This window comes from Polaribacter batillariae, assembly GCF_017498485.1.
Classification (GTDB): Bacteria; Bacteroidota; Bacteroidia; order Flavobacteriales; family Flavobacteriaceae; genus Polaribacter; species Polaribacter batillariae.
Map to the genome: position 1 here is coordinate 3,436,752 of NZ_CP071795.1, position 20,232 is coordinate 3,456,983.

At 32.1% G+C, this 20,232-nt stretch carries 8 protein-coding genes and 1 pseudogene; all 9 read right to left on the reverse strand.

Annotated features, from left to right (window positions below; genetic code table 11):
• Positions 1-15: 15 nt before the first annotated feature.
• The 9 genes and pseudogenes from JL193_RS15090 to JL193_RS15130 all read right to left on the reverse strand — a co-directional run bounded on the left by JL193_RS15090 (position 16) and on the right by JL193_RS15130 (position 20,212).
• Positions 16-2,426, reverse strand: a pseudogene (locus JL193_RS15090) (glycoside hydrolase family 94 protein).
• Positions 2,427-2,496: 70 nt separating this feature from the next.
• Complete coding sequence (locus JL193_RS15095) at positions 2,497-3,924, reverse strand: MFS transporter (RefSeq protein ID WP_207971569.1); 1,428 nt, start codon at positions 3,922-3,924, stop codon at positions 2,497-2,499.
• A 53-nt stretch (positions 3,925-3,977) separates the two neighbouring features.
• Positions 3,978-5,378, reverse strand: a complete 1,401-nt coding sequence (locus JL193_RS15100; RefSeq protein ID WP_207971570.1) for a GH1 family beta-glucosidase — start codon at positions 5,376-5,378, stop codon at positions 3,978-3,980.
• Positions 5,379-5,380: 2 nt separating this feature from the next.
• Positions 5,381-6,994 (reverse strand): MFS transporter, encoded by a 1,614-nt coding sequence (locus JL193_RS15105; RefSeq protein WP_207971571.1) that lies wholly within the window; start codon positions 6,992-6,994, stop codon positions 5,381-5,383.
• 375 nt (positions 6,995-7,369) lie between these two features.
• Positions 7,370-9,025, reverse strand: a complete 1,656-nt coding sequence (locus tag JL193_RS15110) for a sulfatase family protein (protein ID WP_207971572.1) — start codon at positions 9,023-9,025, stop codon at positions 7,370-7,372.
• A 1-nt stretch (position 9,026) separates the two neighbouring features.
• Positions 9,027-11,396: a glycoside hydrolase family 3 N-terminal domain-containing protein gene (locus JL193_RS15115; protein ID WP_207971573.1), complete on the reverse strand. Its 2,370-nt coding sequence runs from the start codon at positions 11,394-11,396 to the stop codon at positions 9,027-9,029.
• A 71-nt stretch (positions 11,397-11,467) separates the two neighbouring features.
• Entirely contained in the window at positions 11,468-12,991 is a 1,524-nt protein-coding gene (locus JL193_RS15120) for a RagB/SusD family nutrient uptake outer membrane protein (RefSeq protein ID WP_207971574.1), read from the reverse strand.
• Positions 12,992-13,008: 17 nt separating this feature from the next.
• Positions 13,009-16,140 carry a SusC/RagA family TonB-linked outer membrane protein gene (locus JL193_RS15125; protein WP_207971575.1) on the reverse strand — a complete coding sequence of 1,044 codons (3,132 nt, stop codon included), beginning with the start codon at positions 16,138-16,140 and terminating at the stop codon, positions 13,009-13,011.
• 163 nt (positions 16,141-16,303) lie between these two features.
• Positions 16,304-20,212 carry an ATP-binding protein gene (locus tag JL193_RS15130; protein ID WP_207971576.1) on the reverse strand — a complete coding sequence of 1,303 codons (3,909 nt, stop codon included), beginning with the start codon at positions 20,210-20,212 and terminating at the stop codon, positions 16,304-16,306.
• Between the last annotated feature and the right edge of the window lie 20 nt (positions 20,213-20,232).

Below are 20,232 nucleotides of genomic sequence, written 5' to 3' on the forward strand. Positions count from 1 at the left end.
CTTGCAGGAAGTTTTTTATCCTAAAATAATTTCTACAGAATGTTCTTTTCCGTCGCTAAAAATTGGTGCAATATGTCCATCTATTTTTTGTCCATCAACAAGCATAGAAACCACTCCTTTTGAAACATTGTTTGGGTTTTTTACATCAATATTATAAGTGGCGCCTCTAAATTTACGAACAGCTGTAAAACCATCCCAAGATTTAGGGATACAAGGATCTATAATTAAGCCTTTATGGTCTGGACGAACCCCCATAATGTGTTTGGTTGCTGCTTGATAGGTCCAAGAAGAAGTTCCTGATAGCCAAGAATTTCTTGCCAAACCAAATTGAGGGTGCTCGTCTCCTAAAATGTTTTGTGGATAGCAATAAGGATCGCATTCAAACGTGTCTATAATATCGTTTTTAGAGGCAGGATTGATTTGGTTGTAATATTGAAAGGCTCTGTCTCCATTTCCCATGATTGTTTCTGCAATCATTACCCAAGGATTTGAATGTAAGAAAATACCGCCATTTTCTTTTGCTCCAGGAGGATACGTAGAAACCCCCCAATACTTTCATCATAACCATTGTAACCTGGGTAACTTAATTTAATACCAAATTTGGTGTTTAATTTATCTTCTATGGAATCTAAAGATTTTTTAGCTCTTTCTTCAGTAGCAAAACCAGCTAAAATGGTCCAAGATTGTGCATTGGTATAAATTTGGCCTTCGCTGTTTTGTTTTGAGCCAATAGGGTTGCCATTGTCTTCGAAATAACGTAAATACCAATCTCCATCCCAACAATGTGTGTTTACCACTTCTTTCATGTGCGCGTGATCTTTTCTATACTGGTCTGCCAATGTTGTATCGCCTAAATGGTCTAACATTGCAGCCATTTCGTTTAATGCTTTTCCGTATAAATTGGCATTAAAAATACTTTCGGCATCTCCTGGTAAGTTTACAGTATCGTTCCAATCTGCAAAACCTAACATAGGTAAGCCATGTTTGCCACAGTTGTTTTTTGTAAATTCTAAAGAACGTTTTAAATGTTCTAAAACAGTTGCTTTTTTTCGATTGGATAAAGGAACTTTCTTTTCGTAAAAGGTAATTTCTTCATCTAAGAAATCGTAATCTCCTGTTTCTTTAATGTATTCGATAACCGTTTGTACAATCCATAAATGGTCATCACCATAATAATCTTTTAAATGTGGTTCTTCACGAGAATCTCCTTCATTAGCTTCCATCGTAGATGGAAAAAATTGGTGCATGGCAGAACCGTCTTCTTTTTTTACCGAAATTAATTTTTTAATTAATTCTTTTCCTTTTTGGGGCATTGAAGATAAAATTCCTAAAATATCTTGCGAACTGTCTCTAAAACCAATACCTCTGGCTCCTAAACCTAATTGGTATAAAGATAAGTAGCGAGACCAGTTATATGTGGTATGGCATTGGCGTGGATTGTGAATGTTTACCATTGAGTTGAAAGCTGCATCTGGTGTGTGGAATTCAGCTTTTGATAAATAGTCGTCCCAAAATTCTGATAATTCTTGAAATGCTTTATCTACTTTAGCAACCTTTTTAAATTTTTCTGCATTTTTTTCTATTTCATTGGGTGCTCCTTGTCCTAATTGGGTAACAACCGTTTTTGTTTCACCATCTTTTACAGTTCCTAATTTATGCAATAAAGCAGCAATGTTGTCTCCTCTGTTGGCTTCGAAATTAGACAAACTTTCGTTTTGCAACTCTAAAGGATTTTTCCAAGTTCCGTATTCGTTATCGCCTAAAAACAATTTGCGATCTGTTTGAAAAGAATCTACAGGATAATTCGAAGTAAAAAAATTGTTTTCTGTATCTTTTTTCATAAAAGCATACTGTCGCAATAATACTGTTCCATCTGCATTTTTGCTGGCTCTCATCGTCATTGTTTGCGGACACCAATCTGCATTTGTGTATTGTTTTAAAGCATCGAAATGTGTAAATTCTACTACCGGAATTACATCTATTTCTAAATCTTTTCCGCTGATATTTTTTACTTCAATCTTACGAATTACTCTATTTTCTTCATTCGGTACAAAAATGGTAACTTCTGTTCTAATACCATAAAATTCGGATACTATTTTTTGATAAGACAAGCCAACATGGCATTCATATAGGTCGTAATCATCTAAAGTAGGAACAAAAAAAGGAGAGAATATCTTGTATTTTCCGTTTTCTTCTTTAAATCTTATGTATAAAGTTTCTCCTTTAAAATCTGAGCCTGGTAGTTGTGGAATGTATTTTACAATTCTGTTTAATGCAGGGTCGCCTTTACAAATTAAAGAACCTCCTGTTTGATCTACGATTCCACCAAAAGATAATGTACCCACATAATTGGTCCATTTTACGGGTGTTTTTGGGTTTGTAATAATGTATTCTCTTTTGTTGTCATCAAAATATCCGTATTTCATTTTAATATATTTTTATGTTGATTTATCGTTTAGACCTCACGGGTTTTTAAAACCTGTGAGGTCTTATTTTTTATACTTTACCTCTTCTTTCTTCTAATTGTTCTCTAATTTCAGCTGCTTTTTTTGCTGTAATTGGAAATATTCTTAATAGTAATATGGCAATTGTTAAGGCCGCAATTGGTATGGCTAAGAAGCCAATTCTCATAACATCATAAACACCTTCAGGCTGTGCTGTATCTAAATTAGCATCGAAACCTGTTAACTCGATTAATGGACCAGAAATCATAAAACCAATTACAAAACTAAATTTTAAAACCCAAGAAAATATCGAAGCAAAACTTCCTTCACGTCTTTCGCCTGTTTTTAATTCATCATAATCTACCACATCTATTTGCATAGAAGGTATCATTAACCATAAACCTGCATAACCAGCACCAATAAAAGCCGTATTAGCTAACATTAACCAAGGGTTATTTGGGTTGAACGTCCACCAAGTTGTGGTAACTGCAACGATTACTAAAAGCATAGAAATCATAAGAACTCTAGGTTTTCCTATTTTTTCTGATAATTTTCTAAATAAAGGAATAAACATAAAACTAAAAGCCATATAAACAACGGTGCCATAGCCAGCAAATTTTGCACCTTCGTTCCAATCGCCACCTAACACATAATAGGTTCCAACATAGCGTCCATAACTATCAAAAATAGAGGTTGCTAATAGGAAGAAAATGGTCAATCCGCATAAAATTAAAAAAGGTTTATTAGAAAATGTTTCTTTTAAACTGTCTGTTAATTTTACTTGTTTTTGATTTTGAATTAAATCACTTTCGTAATAACGTTCTTTTACGAAAATGGCGGGTAAAACTCCTAAAACCAAAATAACAACAGCAATACCTAAACTAATGTAGCGCATCCCATTTACGGGACTTGCTTCTCCATTAATAAAGAAAATGGGTAACATGCTTAACCACCAAACCCAGCCGTTAAAAAAACCAGCAATTGTTTGAAAATAACTTCTTATTTCTGCAACTCTGGTGCGTTCGTTGTAATCTGGTGTCATTTCCATTAGCATACTTTGGTAAGGCATTGCCCAAACTGTAAAACAGGTGTAAAATAAAATACCAAAACCAATTACCCAAAACATAATGCCTTCTTGAGACATGTCTGTTGGAAACCACCAAATAAAAGGATATGTAATTCCTGCCAAAATTGCACCCACTAAAATAAAGGGTCTTCTTCGCCCCCATTTAGAGCGAAAGTTGTCTGAAATCCAACCCATTAGTGGATCCATAACGCCATCCCACAAACGTAAAGACATTAAAATAATTGCCACGTAGGTTGGAGGCATTTTTAACTCAAAGTTGAATACTTGATAAGCGATACTTACCATTACCCAAACTCCTAAAATATCTACTGGACCACCAGCAGCGTAGGCAAGTTTCTTTAAAAAAGGAACTTTGTCTTCGTTACTAACAACTTGGTTTGCATTTTCTGCCATAATTAATTGGTTTTTGTTGATTAACCTAATGTTACGATAACATTACAGGTATTTTATTGCTTTTTTATATCATTTGATTCAACACTGTTCTTTTCGATAGCTTCTTTGAACCAAAGTGCAGATTTTTTTGGAATTCTTTCTAAAGTTTCAAAATCTACATAATGCAACCCAAATCGTTTTTCGTAGCCTGATGCCCATTCAAAATTATCCATAAACGACCACGCGAAATAGCCTTTAAGCTTCACACCATCTTCAATTGCCTCTTGGCAAGCTTTTAAGTATCCTTGATAAAAATCGACTCTTTCTTGGTCGTTAACCTTTCCGTTAACTAATTTATCTGCGTAAGCACAACCGTTTTCAGTAATGTAAATATTGGGTTGGTTATAGCGATTGTCTATCCATTTTAGTAATTTTTTACAACCCCATGGCACAACAGCCCAGTCCATTAACGTTACATTCCAGCTTTTATCTAAAGACAAGCTAACATCTTGGTCTTCTGAGATACCTCCATTTCCATGAACCGAAATTTCTTCTTGTTTACCTTCTGAATGTGCAGCATACATGGTCGTGTAATGGTTTAATCCGAAAAAATCTGAAGAATTTTTTATCATTTTTTTCTCAGACTCAGAAAACTTAGGAAGACGTTCTTTTAGTTTTTCTTTCATAACCTCTGGATAATCGCCTTTATAAACAGGGTCTGCAAACCAAGCTAAGAAAAACTCAAGCGCTCTTTCTGCAGCTTGTTTATCTTCTTGGCTATCGGTTAGAGGTTCACGCCAATCACAATTGTTAGAAATTCCGATTTGCCCTTTTTGATGCCCATATTTTTCTCTATAAACTGCAACTGCTTTTGCATGCGCGATAATTAAATGATGTGCAGCGAGATAGGGTTCTGAATTAGAAGATCTTCCAGGGGCAAATACTCCTTGACCATATCCTAAAATAGAAACAACCCAAGGTTCATTTAATGTAATCCAATTTTTTACACGATCTCCAAATCTATCAAAACACAAATTCGCGTAATCTGAGAAATAATCTGTTATATTTTTATTGAGCCAACCATCTTCTTCTAACTGTAACGCAAGTGGTAAATCCCAGTGATACAATGTTACCCAAGGTTCTATACCAGCTTTCAAAAGTTCGTCAATTAATTCAGAATAAAATTCAATTCCTTTTTCGTTCACATCTCCTTTTCCTGTGGGCATTACTCTGGCCCAGGCAATTGAAAATCGATATGCTTTTACGCCCATCTTTTTCATTAGTTGAATGTCTTCTTTGAACTTATGGTAATGATCACAAGCGATATTGCCTGTTTCTCCTTGTACAATTCTTCCTGGAATCGTGCAAAATGCATCCCATATAGAAGGTCCTTTGCCATCTATATCTGCAGCTCCTTCTATTTGGTAAGAAGAAGTAGCGGTACCCCAAATAAAATCTTTTGGAAATTTTTTCATATTTATATAGTGTTGCTCTTTTGTTCTAATTGTCTTCTTGTGTATAATTCTTGTGTAACTTGTGTTATTTTCGATTGCGTTAATGGGTAAAACGTCATTAAACCTGCAGCAATAGCTGTAATAATTGCAGGAATCCAACTCATTAACATTAATATTCCTGGAATGGCACCTTGTATAGCAACAGTGTCTTGCCCATTGTAATGGTACATTCCTAAAACCAACCCAATAATTGCGCCTGCAATTCCGCCACCAAATTTTGTAGCAAAAGAACCTGCAGAATAAATTAAACCTGTGGCTCTTCTTTTGTTTTTATATTCTGAATAATCTGCAGCATCACCTAACATAACAAAGAATAGTGTTGGAAAAATTGCGGCTGCAAATTCTGATAAAATTCCGATGGTAAAAATGGCTTTAATATTATCTGGATTGCAAAAAATAAACAAGCTATTTACAATTCCAGAAAATAATAAAGCACCAATAAACAGGTTCTTTTTTCCAAACCTTTTACTTAAAGGAGCTGTTGCCATGGCTCCTAAAATAGAAGCAATCATTAAACTTACTAAAAAAGAGGCAGATAATAATTGGTTGTTTAAATAATGCGTAAAATAAATAATTATAATGCCTTGTTTGATGGAATTATAAATATTAAAAAGTAGTCCAACAATCAATAATATCAACCAAGGTTTGTTATGGATTAAATCTTTAAAATCTTGTTTTAAATTGTTTTTTTGTGTTTTTGGAGGTAAAACTCTTTCTTTCGTAGAAAAAAAAGTAATTAATAAAAGAATGGCTAAAACCACCGACATTGCATACATGGCATTGCTGTATCCTTTTTTTTGATTGATGATGGTAATATCGTTTACTTTTAAATCTTTTTCTCCTGAAATGGTAAACTTATAAATTTTATTTGCTTCAACAGAAAAAGTTTTAGAAGGAACTGGTTCTGCATTTTCGGTTTCTAAAGAAGTGTCTGTAAAGGCGAATAATGCAATTCCGTTGTCGGTTTTAATGTTTACATTTTCGAAGTTTTCTTTGGATGAAATTGTAGCTTCGTACCGATCTTCGGAATTTTTTTGAAGCTGTATATTAGGGTTGATATTTCCAAAACTCGCTACTAAATACAGCAAAGCACCTTGTACCAACATGCCACCTGCAAAAGCACCTACCATTCTGTAAGATCCTAAACTTGCACGTTCTTTATCGTCGCCAGTCATCACAGCCATTAATGCTCCATAAGGAATGTTATTGGCTGTATAGATTAGCGTGAATAAAATATAAGTAATGTAAGCGTAAATAATTTTACCAGTAGTACTAAAACCAGGATTTGTAAATAATAAAGAAAGCATTACAGCGAGTGGAATTGCGGTCCACAAAATCCAAGGTCTAAATTTGCCATATTTAGTTTGGGTTCTGTCGCCAATAATTCCCATTAAAACATCGGAAATTCCATCGCTAAATCTGGCAACTAAAAATAAAATTCCGACTGTAATTGGGTTTAGCCCAAAAACATCTGTATAAAAAATAAACAAAAAAGTAGCCACACCTCTCCACGCAATATTTGCGGCTCCATCTCCAAGGGCGTATCCAATTTTTTCTTTAAGTTTTAGTTTTGTCATAGTTCTAAGAAATTTCGAAAAACGGGTTCGAAATACTTTGAAGTAAAAGTATATTTATAACAGGTAATAATGGTCTATTTAAAATCAAAAGAGGTTTTTATATAGTCAAAAAATATAAAACCTCTTTTACTGTACTGTAAAGTTTGTCTCTTTGTTTTAAGTGTTTATAGGTGTTTTAAACAGATTCTAACAAATATTTACATTTGAATTAAAAATATTTAAAAATGTAATTTTAAGTGATATTGAAGAACGAAAAAAATGGTATCGGGCACTTTTTAAAAGTTAAAATTCTTATTCTTGATGCAAATTTTATTCATTTTAATTGTAAAAATTACTCGAATTGACAGAATTTTATCAAAATACACAAGAGGTGTTTTACTTTTTATTGGTAATAATATCTTGCACAGAAGGCTCACCATCTTTACTTTCTACAATTGCACCAAAATCGGTATCTGTAATTTTTCTAAAGTCGGCTAAAGATTTGTCATTTTCGTATTTTTTCATTAAATCTTTTAATTGAATTTTTAGATTTGCAACTACATTTGTGTATTGTGGATCCGAAATAACATTGTGCATTTGTTGTGGGTCTTTTTCTAAATCGTACAATTCCCAAACATCAATATTGTAATAGAAATGTGCCAATGTATATTTTTGGGTTCTAATTCCATAGTGTGGTTGCACATGATGCCAATATGGAAATTCGTAATAGTGATAATACATTGCTTGTTCCCAATTTTTAGGTGTGTTTCCTAATAACATTGGTTTAAAGCTTTTTCCTTGCATTTTTTCATTGGTATTGATACCTGCCAAATCTAGTAGAGTAGGAGCAAAATCGATGTTTGTAATTACATCATTATTTACCGTTTTTGCTTTTACTTTTTTGGGATATCTAACCATAAAAGGCATTCTTAAAGATTCTTCGTAAATAAAACGTTTGTCGAAAAAACCATGATCTCCTAGGTAAAAACCTTGGTCTGAGGTTAAAACCACAATGGTGTTTTCTGTTAAATTGTTATCGTCTAAATATTTTAAAACACGACCAATATTGTCATCTACAGATTTTACGCACGCTAAATAATCTTTTATATACGTTTGATAGCGCCATTTTTTTCCTTCTTCTGCAGACATGTTTTCTGGCTGTACAATTTCACCAGGTTTTGCACCATAAAATTCCCAGCTTAAACGTTTTTTCCAATCTTTTTTAAGGCTGTCTGGCGTTTCTAACTTCATATCTCTACGTGAAAAATAATCCATTGTCATTTCTGTATCGCCAGCAGTTAGCTCTCTGCCCTTATACGTATCATTAAAAGTAGAAGGATAAGGCATTTCGATATCGTCCCAAAGTTTTTCGTATTTTGTGTCTGGTTCCCAAGGTCTGTGAGGGGCTTTGTATTGTAAAACCATTAAAAAAGGGTCGTCTTGTTTGCGATCGTTTTCTAGCCAATTTATTGCAAAATCTGTACTTAAATTGGTTGAATAGCCTTTCTCTTTTACATCTTTTCCATTTTCATTAAAAGTAGGATTCCAATAATGCCCTTGTTGACCTGCTGAATTATGATATTTAAAAACATCAAAACCTTGTGGTTCTGTACCTAAATGCCATTTCCCAAACAAACTTGTTTGATAGCCATTTTTTTGAAATTCTTGAGGAAACGTCCATTTTGTTTCATCAAATTTTCCACCTCGTTCGTTTTTGTAATAACCATTTATGTTGCTGTAATTTCCTGTAAGAATTGCAGCTCTTGATGGACCGCAAATTGCGTTTGTACACAGCACATCGTTAAAAAGCATTCCTTCATTTGCCAATCTATCTATATTAGGAGTAGGAGCAAGGTCTTTGTAAATTCCGCCATATGCACTTATGGCTTGCGTAGTAAGATCATCTGCCATTATATAAATTACATTGGGTTTTTCTTTTTTGATTGTATTTTGTGCAACCCGATTTATATTTTTGTTTCCACAATAAAAAAGTGTTGATAGAACACCTAAAACGATAAGTGTGGTTAGAATATTTCTTTTTAAATATTTCATTTTATTCTTTTAGTTGAATAGTGTTAGTTACAGTAATTGTGGTTTCTTTTAAATCTTTTGAAGCCGACGAATTACCTGTCATAATTGTAAAATCGCCTTTTTCTACCACATAATTAAAATCTTTATTGTACATCGCCAAACTGTTCGCAGTAATATCTAAAGAAACATTTTTTGATTCTCCAGGATTTAAAGAAATTCTCTTATATGCTTTAAGTTCTTTTACAGGTCGCGTAAACGTACTAATATTGTCTCTTATGTATAATTGCACCACTTCTTCGCCAGCGATTTTTCCTGTGTTTGTAACTTTTATAGTTGCAGTAATTACATCGTCTTTTCCAGAAAATTCTTTTTTAGATAAAATTGGCTCTTCAAAACTAAAGTGGGTGTAACTTAAACCATATCCAAAGGGATACAAAGGTGTTTTTAACTCAGTATTATATCTGTGTATATAATTGGTTGGTTTGTGGTTGTAAACCATTTGTAATTGCCCTACAGATCTTGGGATTGTTAAAGGTAGTTTTGCAGAAGGGTTTACGTCTCCGAATAAAATTTCTGCAGTTGCTTGCCCTGCAAAAGCACCTGTTTCCCAGGTATTTAATACAGCAGTTGCTTTTTCTTCAATAAAAGGTTCTGCAATTGGGCTTCCGCTCACGTAAACAACAATTACAGGTTTGCCAATTTTTAGCATGTTTTTTGCTAGTTGAAGTTGATTTCCAGATAGTTGTAGTGTGGCTCTATCTACATTTTCTCCTGTAGTTTTTCTTTTTGGGTCGTGTCGAAAAGAATTTTCGCCCAAGACTAATACAATAATATCGGCTTTTTTTGCATGTTTTTCTGCCTCAATAATTTTTGTTGTAGTTATTTCTTTAGAACGTTCTCCAGCGTTGTAATAATTTATATTGTAATGATATTTTTTGCCTAGATTTTTAATGCCTTTAAGTATGGTTGTGTAGTTTTGTTTAGGTTGAGGTTTTACCCAATCTCCTAAAGTGGTTTCGTTGTTGGCATTTGGCCCAGTAATAAATATTGTTTTTCTATTTCCTTTTTTAGAAAGTGGCAAAAAGTTCGAGTTGTTTTGCTGTAGAACAATTCCTTTTCTAGCTTGTTCTAAAGCTGTTTTTTGATGTTCTTTTGAGAAATTTATCTTTTTTACTTTTTCTATATCTACAAAAGGGTTTTCAAACAAACCTAGTTTAAACTTTGCTTCTAAAATTTTGTAGCAAGCTTCATTTACTCTTTGTTCTAACACTTTATCTTCTTTTACAAGTTCTATAAGATATTCGTCAAAAAACGGCCCATGCATGTTCATGTCCATTCCTGCGTTTACAGAAAATTCGATAGCTTGTTTAAAGTCTTTAGCCACATGATGCCAATTGGCAATTCTAGCAACATCGTTCCAATCGCTCACGTAAAAACCTTTAAAATTCCATCGATTTCGTAAAAGTTCGGTCATCATAAAAGAATCCATATGGCCAGGTAAGCCTGCAACTTCGTTGTGAGCAGCCATAATAGAAAAAACATTTGCTTCTTTTACAGCGCGTTTATAAGGTGGTAAGAAAATTTCGAATAATGTTCTTTTAGAAACATCTGTAGGAGCTGCGTTTATTCCATTGATAGAAGAACTACCAGCAATTAAGTGTTTGGCACAGGCAATAACACTATTTTTATTTATGGAATTAGACTGTAACCCTTTTATGGTTGCAACGCCCATATTTCCAACCAAAAAAGGATCTTCTCCAAAAGTCTCCCCTGTTCTTCCCCATCTAGGATCTCTTAAAACGTCGATATTTGGTGTAAAAGACCAGTGCATACCATTGGCTCTCATTTCTATGGCTGTTTGTTTGTTACTTTCTTGAATTAACGCATCAGAAAAAGTAGCTGCTTGTGAAATAGGTGAGGGGTAAATTGTAGCACCTTTAACCAATCCATTACCATGAATGGCATCAATACCAATTAAAAGAGGAATTTTTAAAGGAGCCTCTAAAGCTAATTTTTGTAGTTGATTGGCTTCTTTTGCAGTAAGTACGTGTAAAAAAGAACCTATTTTACCTTGTGTGATTCTTTTGGCAATACTATCGTTGTTTAAGCCTGGGTAAAAACCTAAAGCATCGTTTTTGTCTAAGTCTTTTTTAGAGATTTTGGTTTCTGCTTTTTTCATGTGCTCTAAACCTACATATTGGCACATTTGATATACTTTGTCTTCTAATGTCATTCTAGACATTAAATCTTCTATTCTTTTATTGATAGATAATGTAGTATCTAAATAAGCAATTTTTTTGTTGTTATCTATTATCTTCTCAGTCTTATTACAAGCTGTAATAAGACTGGAAAATAATATAACTATTAATATTTTTAATGATTTTTTGTTCACTTAAATGTTATAAATTTATAATTCTTAAGAAACTTAGTATCATAACTTTATAATTAATAAAATAAAACTGTTTATTCAGAAATAAGTTGGTTTGTAGTAATTTCAATTTGCGGTATTGGTAAATACATAACTGTTGCCTCGTCTGTTTCTAGCTTAACATCTACTCTTGGATTAAAATTAGGATGATTGTTATGATAATTAATTACATTCTCTAAAAAATATGTGTAACCTCTACGTCTATTAGTAAACCAATCTTGACCTTCGAACAATAATTCAAATTGATATTCTTTCATAATTGCTTTTCTAAAAGAATCTTTACCTCCAGAGTATTCTGCCTGCGGAGTTAAACCAACTCTTGCTAAAACTTCGGAAACATAACCTAATTCTTCTCCGTTTTGTAATTCATTTGAAATTTCAGCTAGCATTAATAATAAATCTGCATATCTATAAATTTTAAAATTTTTATTATGCAACGTGCTAACATTTTCTGGGTTTTTAGTTCCCAATTTAAAAAAGTAAGGGAAACTTCTCAAAAAATTATTACTTCTAGGTACTACTGGATAAAGCTTAAAAGGTTTACCATTTCTCACGTTAATAAACTCGCTAAGATATGTAGATTCAATTCTAGGGTCGTTTGGGTATGTTGTTGCATGTAAATCGTATACTTCTGAGTTTACTTGTAACCAACCAAAGTTTTGTGATGTTGAGAAGTTTGAAGGAGTAAATGCTCTAATATGATCTGATGATGCACCTTCTGAAGATTGAAGTTCAAAAATTGACTCGCTTGTATTATTACCATTAGAAACTTCAAATAAGCCTGCATAACTTGGATATAATGAATAAGCTCCATAGACTTTTATTGCCTCTTTGTAAGCTAAATCCCAATAATTTAAACCTGCTTCTTGGTGTGTTGCTGGAGCAGTTGCTAACTGCATATACACTTTAGCCAGCAACATATCTGCTGCATAAGGTTTTACTGCAAAGTCGCCAATTGAAGAATTCATTAAACTTTGAGCCATTTTAACATCGTTTATAATTTGAGCATAAACATCTTTAATTGGAGATTTTGCTAAATGTATAGTTTCTTTGGTTGCTGGTGAAATTCTTAAAGGTACTTCTCCCCACATTCTAACTAAATTAAAATAATTAAAAGCTCTTAAGAAATAAGCTTGCCCAATAACATCATTAATAACCTTATCGTCTTGTGTTACAGGATTTTCAACAACCTTAGCCGATTTAATGGCATCATTAGCTAGCCCAATAGTTCTATACATAGAAGACCAAGCAAGTTCTACTTGTCTTGTGGAACTTGTTGGTTTTAAAGAAGCAGTTGTAGTGTTGTGAATATTTGTATTTCTTTGCCCCCCTCTTTTAGTTACACCAAAACCAGAATTTAAACAAGTTAAGTTCATAAATTCATTTCCATAATAATCATAAGTTATTAGGCTTTGATACATACCAATTAAAGCTGATGTTGCAGTACTTGCAGTACTATACACGTTTTCATTTGCTAAAAATGGAGGTTCTTCTTCTAGATCACAGCTCGAAGCTATTAGACCAAAAATTAACAATAATGTAAATTTATAATTTTTCATTTTTTGAACGTTTTAATTTAAAAATTTAAGTTTAAACCTAATGTTATGGTTTTAGCATTTGGCGCTCCATTCCAATCAGTTCCTATAATGTTACCATTATATAAAAAACTAGTAATCTCAGGGTTATAACCACTATAGTTTGTGAAAGTAAATAAATTAGATCCAGAAACAAAAATATTGGCTCTACTAAATAACTTTGATTTTTCCACAGGAATATCATATCCTAGAGTAATGTTACTTATTCTTAAAAAACTACCATCTTCTACTTGTCTATCATTAATTGCTAGAGCTTGATTTTCTTTATTGTAACCAACTCGTGGATATGTTGTAGATGGATTTGTAGGCGACCATGCCTCTGTATAGGCTTTTCTTATAATATTGTGAGTTTGTCCATTTGCATAACCTATGCGAACATTTGTTCCGTTAACAATATCATTCCCGTAAACACCATTCATTAATACATTTAGACTAAATCCTTTATATTTCATATCTAAATATCCACCAAATATAAAATCTGGGTTTGGATTACCTATAACAGTTCTATCGTCTGCATTTATTTCTCCATCATTATTTTGATCAATGATTCTAACATCTCCAGCAACTGTATTTGAGACATTAATAGGGTCTCCAGATTGATAAATACCATCTGTTTCATAGCCATAAAACAATCCTATTTGTTCACCTTCTATAAAAATATTTGCTGGTACTCTAAAAAAAGTTCCTGATGATATTGGGTCTCCCAAATAAAAAGAGCGTTGCTCTAAATTTCCGTTAATGTAAACATCTGAAGTAGGAAGACCTAAGTTTAAAATTTTATTTCTACTGTAAGCTATATTTCCTCCAAGATCAATTGTAAAATCATCTTTATCAACTAAGTTAGCATTTAAAGAAAATTCTATACCTTTTGTTTGAATACTTCCTCTATTTATTAATAAGTTTGAAAACGCACTAGAAACAGGTATAGCTGCTAATTGTAATAAATCGTCAGTTTGTTTTCTATAGGCATCTATGTTACCTGTAATTTTACTGTCGAATAAACCGAAATCTATACCAAAATTAACTTGTTCTGTTGTTTCCCAAATTAAATCGCTGTTACCAATATTTGCAGGAACAAATCCTATAGCTGTAGTATTACCTGTTGTACCGTATAAAACATTAGTGTAATTTCCAAATGTTTGGTAAGGTTCAATAGCTTGATTACCTGTTCTACCCCAACCTGCTCTAATTTTTAAATTGTTTATAACTTTAGAATTTTTTAAGAAATTCTCATTCGTTGCTCTCCAAGCAAGAGAGAATGATGGGAATGCACTAAATCTATTTTTTTTAGAAAACTTAGAAGAACCATCTAGTCTAAATGTACCCGTTAAAACATATCTATTTTTAAAGGTATAGTTTAGACGAGTTAAATAAGATAGTAATTGTGTTTTAGAGGGCTCTACAGTTAAAGGTCTAGTAACAGCTTGACCGTAATTAGGTAAATCTGAACCAAAAATATTTGTCGAGAAATCTGATATTGCATATAAAGTATTTTTTCTTTCTCTAACATCATAGGTTATTCCAGCAACAGCATTAATTCTATGTTCTTTGTTAAAAGTATTATTATAGGTAAGTAAATTGTTTACCTGATAAGATTTTGTGTCTAACTTTGTAGATGTAAACACTCCATTTCCTTGCCCACCAATAAAAGTAGAAATGCCATAATACCTTCTTCTTTCTTTCTCGCGCTTGTTTCCACCAGCCTGAAACTTAAAGCTTAACCCTTTTACATCAAATTTATAAGTAAGTGCCATCATTGCAATAAAACGGCTTTCTTCAGAAACATCTTCGAAATCATTAATCCATGTACTAGGGCCAAATGCATCATCTGGATTTACGATACCTCCGTCTTCATCCTCTAAAGGTCTAAACGTTAAGATATTATTTACAAAACTACGATTACCTCCACCTGCTCTATCACCATCTTGCGCAAAATTACCACCTCCTAAAAATGCACTAAATTTCGCATTCAATTTTAATTTGTCTGATAGGTCTTGTGCAATATTTACATTAAAGTTTCCTGTTTGAAATTTAGAGTTTTCTACGATTCCTCCTTGGTTATTGTAACCAACAGAAACAAAGTAATTGCCTTTTTCAGAACCACCACTAAAAGAAGCACCAGCAGATTGAGAAAATCCTATTTTATAGAATTCATCTTGCCAATTAGCTTGTCTAGATGCAATTGTATTCACAGATCCATCAGCATTAATTCTAAAAACCTCTCCATTTGTAATTTGATAGTCTGGATTTTGTGAGTTTACAGCATTTACATCATTTTGGTATTTAGCAAATTCTAAACCACTTAACATATCTATTTTACGATCAATACTAGATGCGGCTGTGGTTAAATAACTAGAAATAGAGATTTTACCTTTTTTACCTTTTTTGGTAGTAATAATAATAACTCCATTTGCTCCTCGAGAACCATAAATGGCAGTAGCAGAAGCATCTTTAAGAACTTCAATATTTTCAATATCTCTAGGGTTAATACCATTTAACCCACTTTGATTTTCTTGAAGAGAATTACTGTCTCCAGCGTTTCCTGCGTCTTCACCTGCAGAAGCTATAATAACTCCATCGATAACATATAATGGTTCGTTATTACCTCTTAAACTATTAACACCTCTAATTTTTACAGAAACACCAGAACCAGGACTACCTGCATTCTGAGTTACTTGAACTCCAGCAGCTCTACCCTGAAGAATTTGATCGACTGTTGTGTTTTGTTGAGCAGTTACTTCATTTACCTTTACAGAAGCAACAGAACCTGTTAAATCTTTTTTATTTACAGAACCATAACCAATAACCACAATTTCTTCTAATTGCTGAGTATCTGCTTTTAATTCTATTGTAATGTTAGTTTGTTTGTCTATTAGAACTTCTTTTGTTTTATAACCTAAATAACTAACAACCAATGTTACTGGTGTTTTACTTATTGTAATGGTAAAGTTACCATCGAAATCGGTAATTTCTCCTTTTGTTGTTCCTTTAACGATAATTGACGCTCCTGGTAAGGGGTATTTAGAATCATCTACAACCTTACCTTTTAAAGTTGTTTGTGCCAAAAACGAAAGTGGCAGGAATAGCAAAATTAAATAGAATGTTTTTTTCATAATTTTGATTTGATTTATTTGATGCTAAATTAATTTTTAAATGTTTATTTAACTTTTAATTAACATCATAAAAGGTTCAATAATTGTCAAAACAACCAATTTTATTGAGTTTTTGTGGAGGATGTGTAAAAAAAGAGGTAAGAAATTTTAATTTCTATTTTTTTTAAAAAGAATTGTTTTTTAGACTTTCTATAAATGCACTTGGTGTTTTTCCATAGAACTTTTTAAAAGAAGTGCTAAAATATTTGGGGTTAGAGAAACCAGAACTGTAAGCGACTTCTTTAATGCTTAACTCGCCTTTAATTAATAAGCTTTTTGCTTGCTTTAATTTTGTGTGAATTACAAAGTCTTGTGGCGATAAATCTACCAAGTTTTTTAGTTTCATATATAAAGATGTTCTACTCATTCCAAAACTCTTCGATAAATCGTGTACAGAGAACGAGTTATTTTCTATATTTTCTAAAACTTTATTTTCTAAATCTTGTAAAAAATCTTGGTCTTTTTGGTTTCTAAATAAAGAAGCGTTTTCTGTATCTGAATCGTGAACGTATTTTTCTCGTAATTTTATTTGAAATTTTAAGGTATTTAAAATTTTTGCAAGTAGTAATTTAATATCAACAGGCTTTTCGATATACTCAGACACGCCAGCTTCTATGCTTTCTAATTTTTGAGTAGAGTTTTGTAAAACCGTTAACATAAAAACAGGAATGTGGTTTAGGTTAATGTTTTCTTTTAATTGTTTTGCCATTTCCATTCCGTCCATTTTTGGCATAATTAAATCGGTTAAGATAATATCAGGAAAATGCTGCGATGCGATTTCAATACCTTCAACTCCATTGCTGGCTTCGAAAATTTGAAAATAAGTTCCTAGTTTTTCCACTAAAAGATCTCTTAACTCATCATTATCTTCGACAATTAAAATTTTTGCATTGCTAAATTTATCTAGTTCGGTTTGTTCTTCAATTGCATTTTCTATTTGTATTAATTCTTTTTCTTGTATGGTACTTTCTTTATATTCGGATGTTAAATTTTTTAAAACGATGGTAAAAGTAGTGCCTTTGTTTTCTAAACTTTCAAAACTGATGTTTCCACCTGTTTTTTCAACTAATTTTTTGGTCATTATTAAACCCAATCCTGTTCCAGGTCTTTGGCTATTAATTGCGTTTCTTGCTCTGTAATATCTTTTTAAAATAAATTTTTGTTGATCTTTAGGAATGCCAATTCCTTGGTCTGCAATTTGTATTTGAAGCTCTCCTTTTGGGGTTTTGTGTAAATTGATGGTAATTTTTCCGTTATCAAAAGAATACTTAATGGCATTAGAAAGCAGGTTTAGTATAATTTTATCGAAAACATCTCTGTAATAATAAAAAATTTGATCTGTCCAATGATTATTTACTTCTATAGAAATGTTTCTTTCTTCTGTTAAAGGCTTAAAATTGTTAATTCTTCGTTGTAAATACTTATTTACATCAACTTTAGAAACTTCCTGAAATATACTATCTTGAGAGGTAACTTTATGGAAATTTAGCATTTGTTCGAAAAGTGAGTTGATTCTCTTAACCGTTGTTTTTATTCTCTTATTAGAGTTTTTTGTAGTATCTGAACTTTCGTTTGTAATGTTCTCTAAAGAAGACATTAAGATGGTTAGTGGGGTTTTTATTTCGTGAGTAATATTGTTGAAGAATTCAATTTGGTCTTCGGCATTTTTCTTATTCATTATTACAGTTGTAAAATAAATAACGCCCAATATTAAAAGAATAAAAATAATTCCATAAATAACAAATGCGCTTGTGGTAGTCCACCAAGGAGATGCTACTTTTATTTGAATGGTTCGAAGATCACTTTCGAAATTGTATTTATTAATAGCTTTTACTTTAAAGGTGTAGTTACCACTACTTAAATTGGTGTAAGCTGCAAAATTATTAACAGAGGGTTTAGACCAATCTTCATCGAAACCTTCTAAAATCCAAGAATATTTCATTTTACTAGAAGTACTGTGTTGTATTCCTGTAAATTCTATTTCTATTGAATTCTCGTTACTTTTTAAAAGAATGGTCGAAGTCTCATTAATATGTTTTCCTAAAGGTTTTTCCGAAGGTTTTATCCCTTGATTAAATAATTTAAATTCGTCGAAAACTAACTTTGGCTTTTGTTCTTGAATCACAATTTTTTTTGGATCGAATAAAGTAACCCCATTTACACCACCAAAAGCCATTAGGTTTTTATTCAACATAGCATAACTTCCGTAATTATATTCGGTACTTGCCAAACCATCTTTTTTATCGTAAATGTTAATAATGGTATCTTTTTTTAAGGTTTTAATATTTACAAGTCCTCTTGTGGTACTCGCCCAAATGGCACTGTCGTTTTCTAAAAGTACACCTTGTACAATATCCGAAGGCATGCCAGAATTAATATTTAGTTTTTTAATTTTTTTAGAAGCTGAATTGTAAAAAATAATACCAGCTCCATTTGTGCCAATTATTAAGTTGTTGTTAGAGGTTTCTGCGACTGCATGAATGGAAGAATAGGCCAATGTACTTTTACTAGGTTCTAAATCTTCGACAATTCTAAAGTTATTATTTTTTGGATTGATTCTATAAATTCCATTTCTTCCTGCTGCTAAAATGGTTCCGTTATTAGCTTCTGTAATCGATTTAATATGAAGAATAGGAAATTCTTTTATAGTTCCAGAAGGAGCAATTGCAATTAAATTTTTATCAATACCACCCACCCAAATCGTGTTATTTGAGTCTTTTTTTATGGCATAAATTTTAGTGATAAGATTTTTGTTTTTGTGTTGGTCGTTAAAGCTTGTAATAGAAAAATTATTGACATTAATTTTATACAACCCAAAATTATAGGTTCCAATCCACATAAAATTATTATCTGCCTCAATGGCTAAAACGATTACAGACGATTTGTTTTTACGGTCGAACTGCGAAATATGTTTCCAAGTATTTTTTTTACGATTCCAAATGCTCAATCCTTTTTTGGTTCCAAACCATAAATTTCCGTTTTTGTCTTCTGCAATACTTCTTGTAAAATTGCTAGATAAGCTATTCTCGTTATTTAGCTGATGTTGAATTTTTAAAAAAGGAAGACTTTTAGAGTTAAAATAATTAATGCCTCCTCCATAAGTAGCAACCCATAAAATACCTTCTGAACTTAATTCTAAATCGTAAACCCCATTACTAGAAATGGAGCTAGGATTGTTAGAATCTTGTATAAAATGACGAATTATATTGCTTTTATCATCTAATTGATAAATACCATCGCCATCTGTAGCAACATAAATGCTGTTATTTTTTCCTTCGATAATATCTTTTACAGTAAACTTAAAATCGTACATGATTTTATCGAAAGAAATTTTATCGAAAACCGTTTTTAGTTTAAATACAACTCCTTTTTTTGTTGCGCCGTAAATGGTGTTTTTAATATTATTTATAAAATGAACGTCTTTAATAGCCTCCGAAAGTTCGATTTTTGTGATTTTTTTAGTTTCTGTACTGTATTTAAAAAGTCCTTTTGCAGTGCCACAATAAACATCATTTTTAAAAACAACAAGGGTTTCAATTGGTTTTTGGTACCCAACATTTTTAATTTTTTGGGTTGCGTAATTGTACATCCACAAACCATTAAATCCGCCAATCCAAATATTGCCAGCAGCATCTTCATCAATAGAGGTTACTAAAGATGGGTTGATGTTATTTTCGCTGCTAATAAGTTCGAACTTATCTAACTCTTTATTATACAAGCAAACCCCTTTTTCTAAGCCTGCCCAAATATTATTATTTTTAGCAATAAAAATTTCGTTTACTCTGTTGCTAAGTGTTTCTGGCAATCCATTATAAGTATTGTAAACCTTATAAAATTTAGAATTGTGTTTTAATATTCCTTCTTCAGAAGCAATCCAAATATTACCAATATAATCTTGTTTTATAGCATAAGTAATACTTTGGGTAGAAACATTTTCTCCCTCAAGTTGCGAAAATTCAATTTTATTTTGAGCGTACTTATTTTGAGCAAAAAATAAAATGAAAATAGAAAATACCTCAATAATAAATTTCAATATGTACCTTTGTAAATTGT

Excerpts from the sequence above, each read along its gene's own strand:
- JL193_RS15095 (WP_207971569.1), bottom strand. The coding sequence starts at position 3,924 with ATGGCAGAAAATGCAAACCAAGTTGTTAGTAACGAAGACAAAGTTCCT.
- JL193_RS15100 (WP_207971570.1), bottom strand. The coding sequence starts at position 5,378 with ATGAAAAAATTTCCAAAAGATTTTATTTGGGGTACCGCTACTTCTTCT.
- JL193_RS15105 (WP_207971571.1), bottom strand. The coding sequence starts at position 6,994 with ATGACAAAACTAAAACTTAAAGAAAAAATTGGATACGCCCTTGGAGAT.
- JL193_RS15110 (WP_207971572.1), bottom strand. The coding sequence starts at position 9,025 with ATGAAATATTTAAAAAGAAATATTCTAACCACACTTATCGTTTTAGGT.
- JL193_RS15120 (WP_207971574.1), bottom strand. The coding sequence starts at position 12,991 with ATGAAAAATTATAAATTTACATTATTGTTAATTTTTGGTCTAATAGCT.
- JL193_RS15125 (WP_207971575.1), bottom strand. The coding sequence starts at position 16,140 with ATGAAAAAAACATTCTATTTAATTTTGCTATTCCTGCCACTTTCGTTT.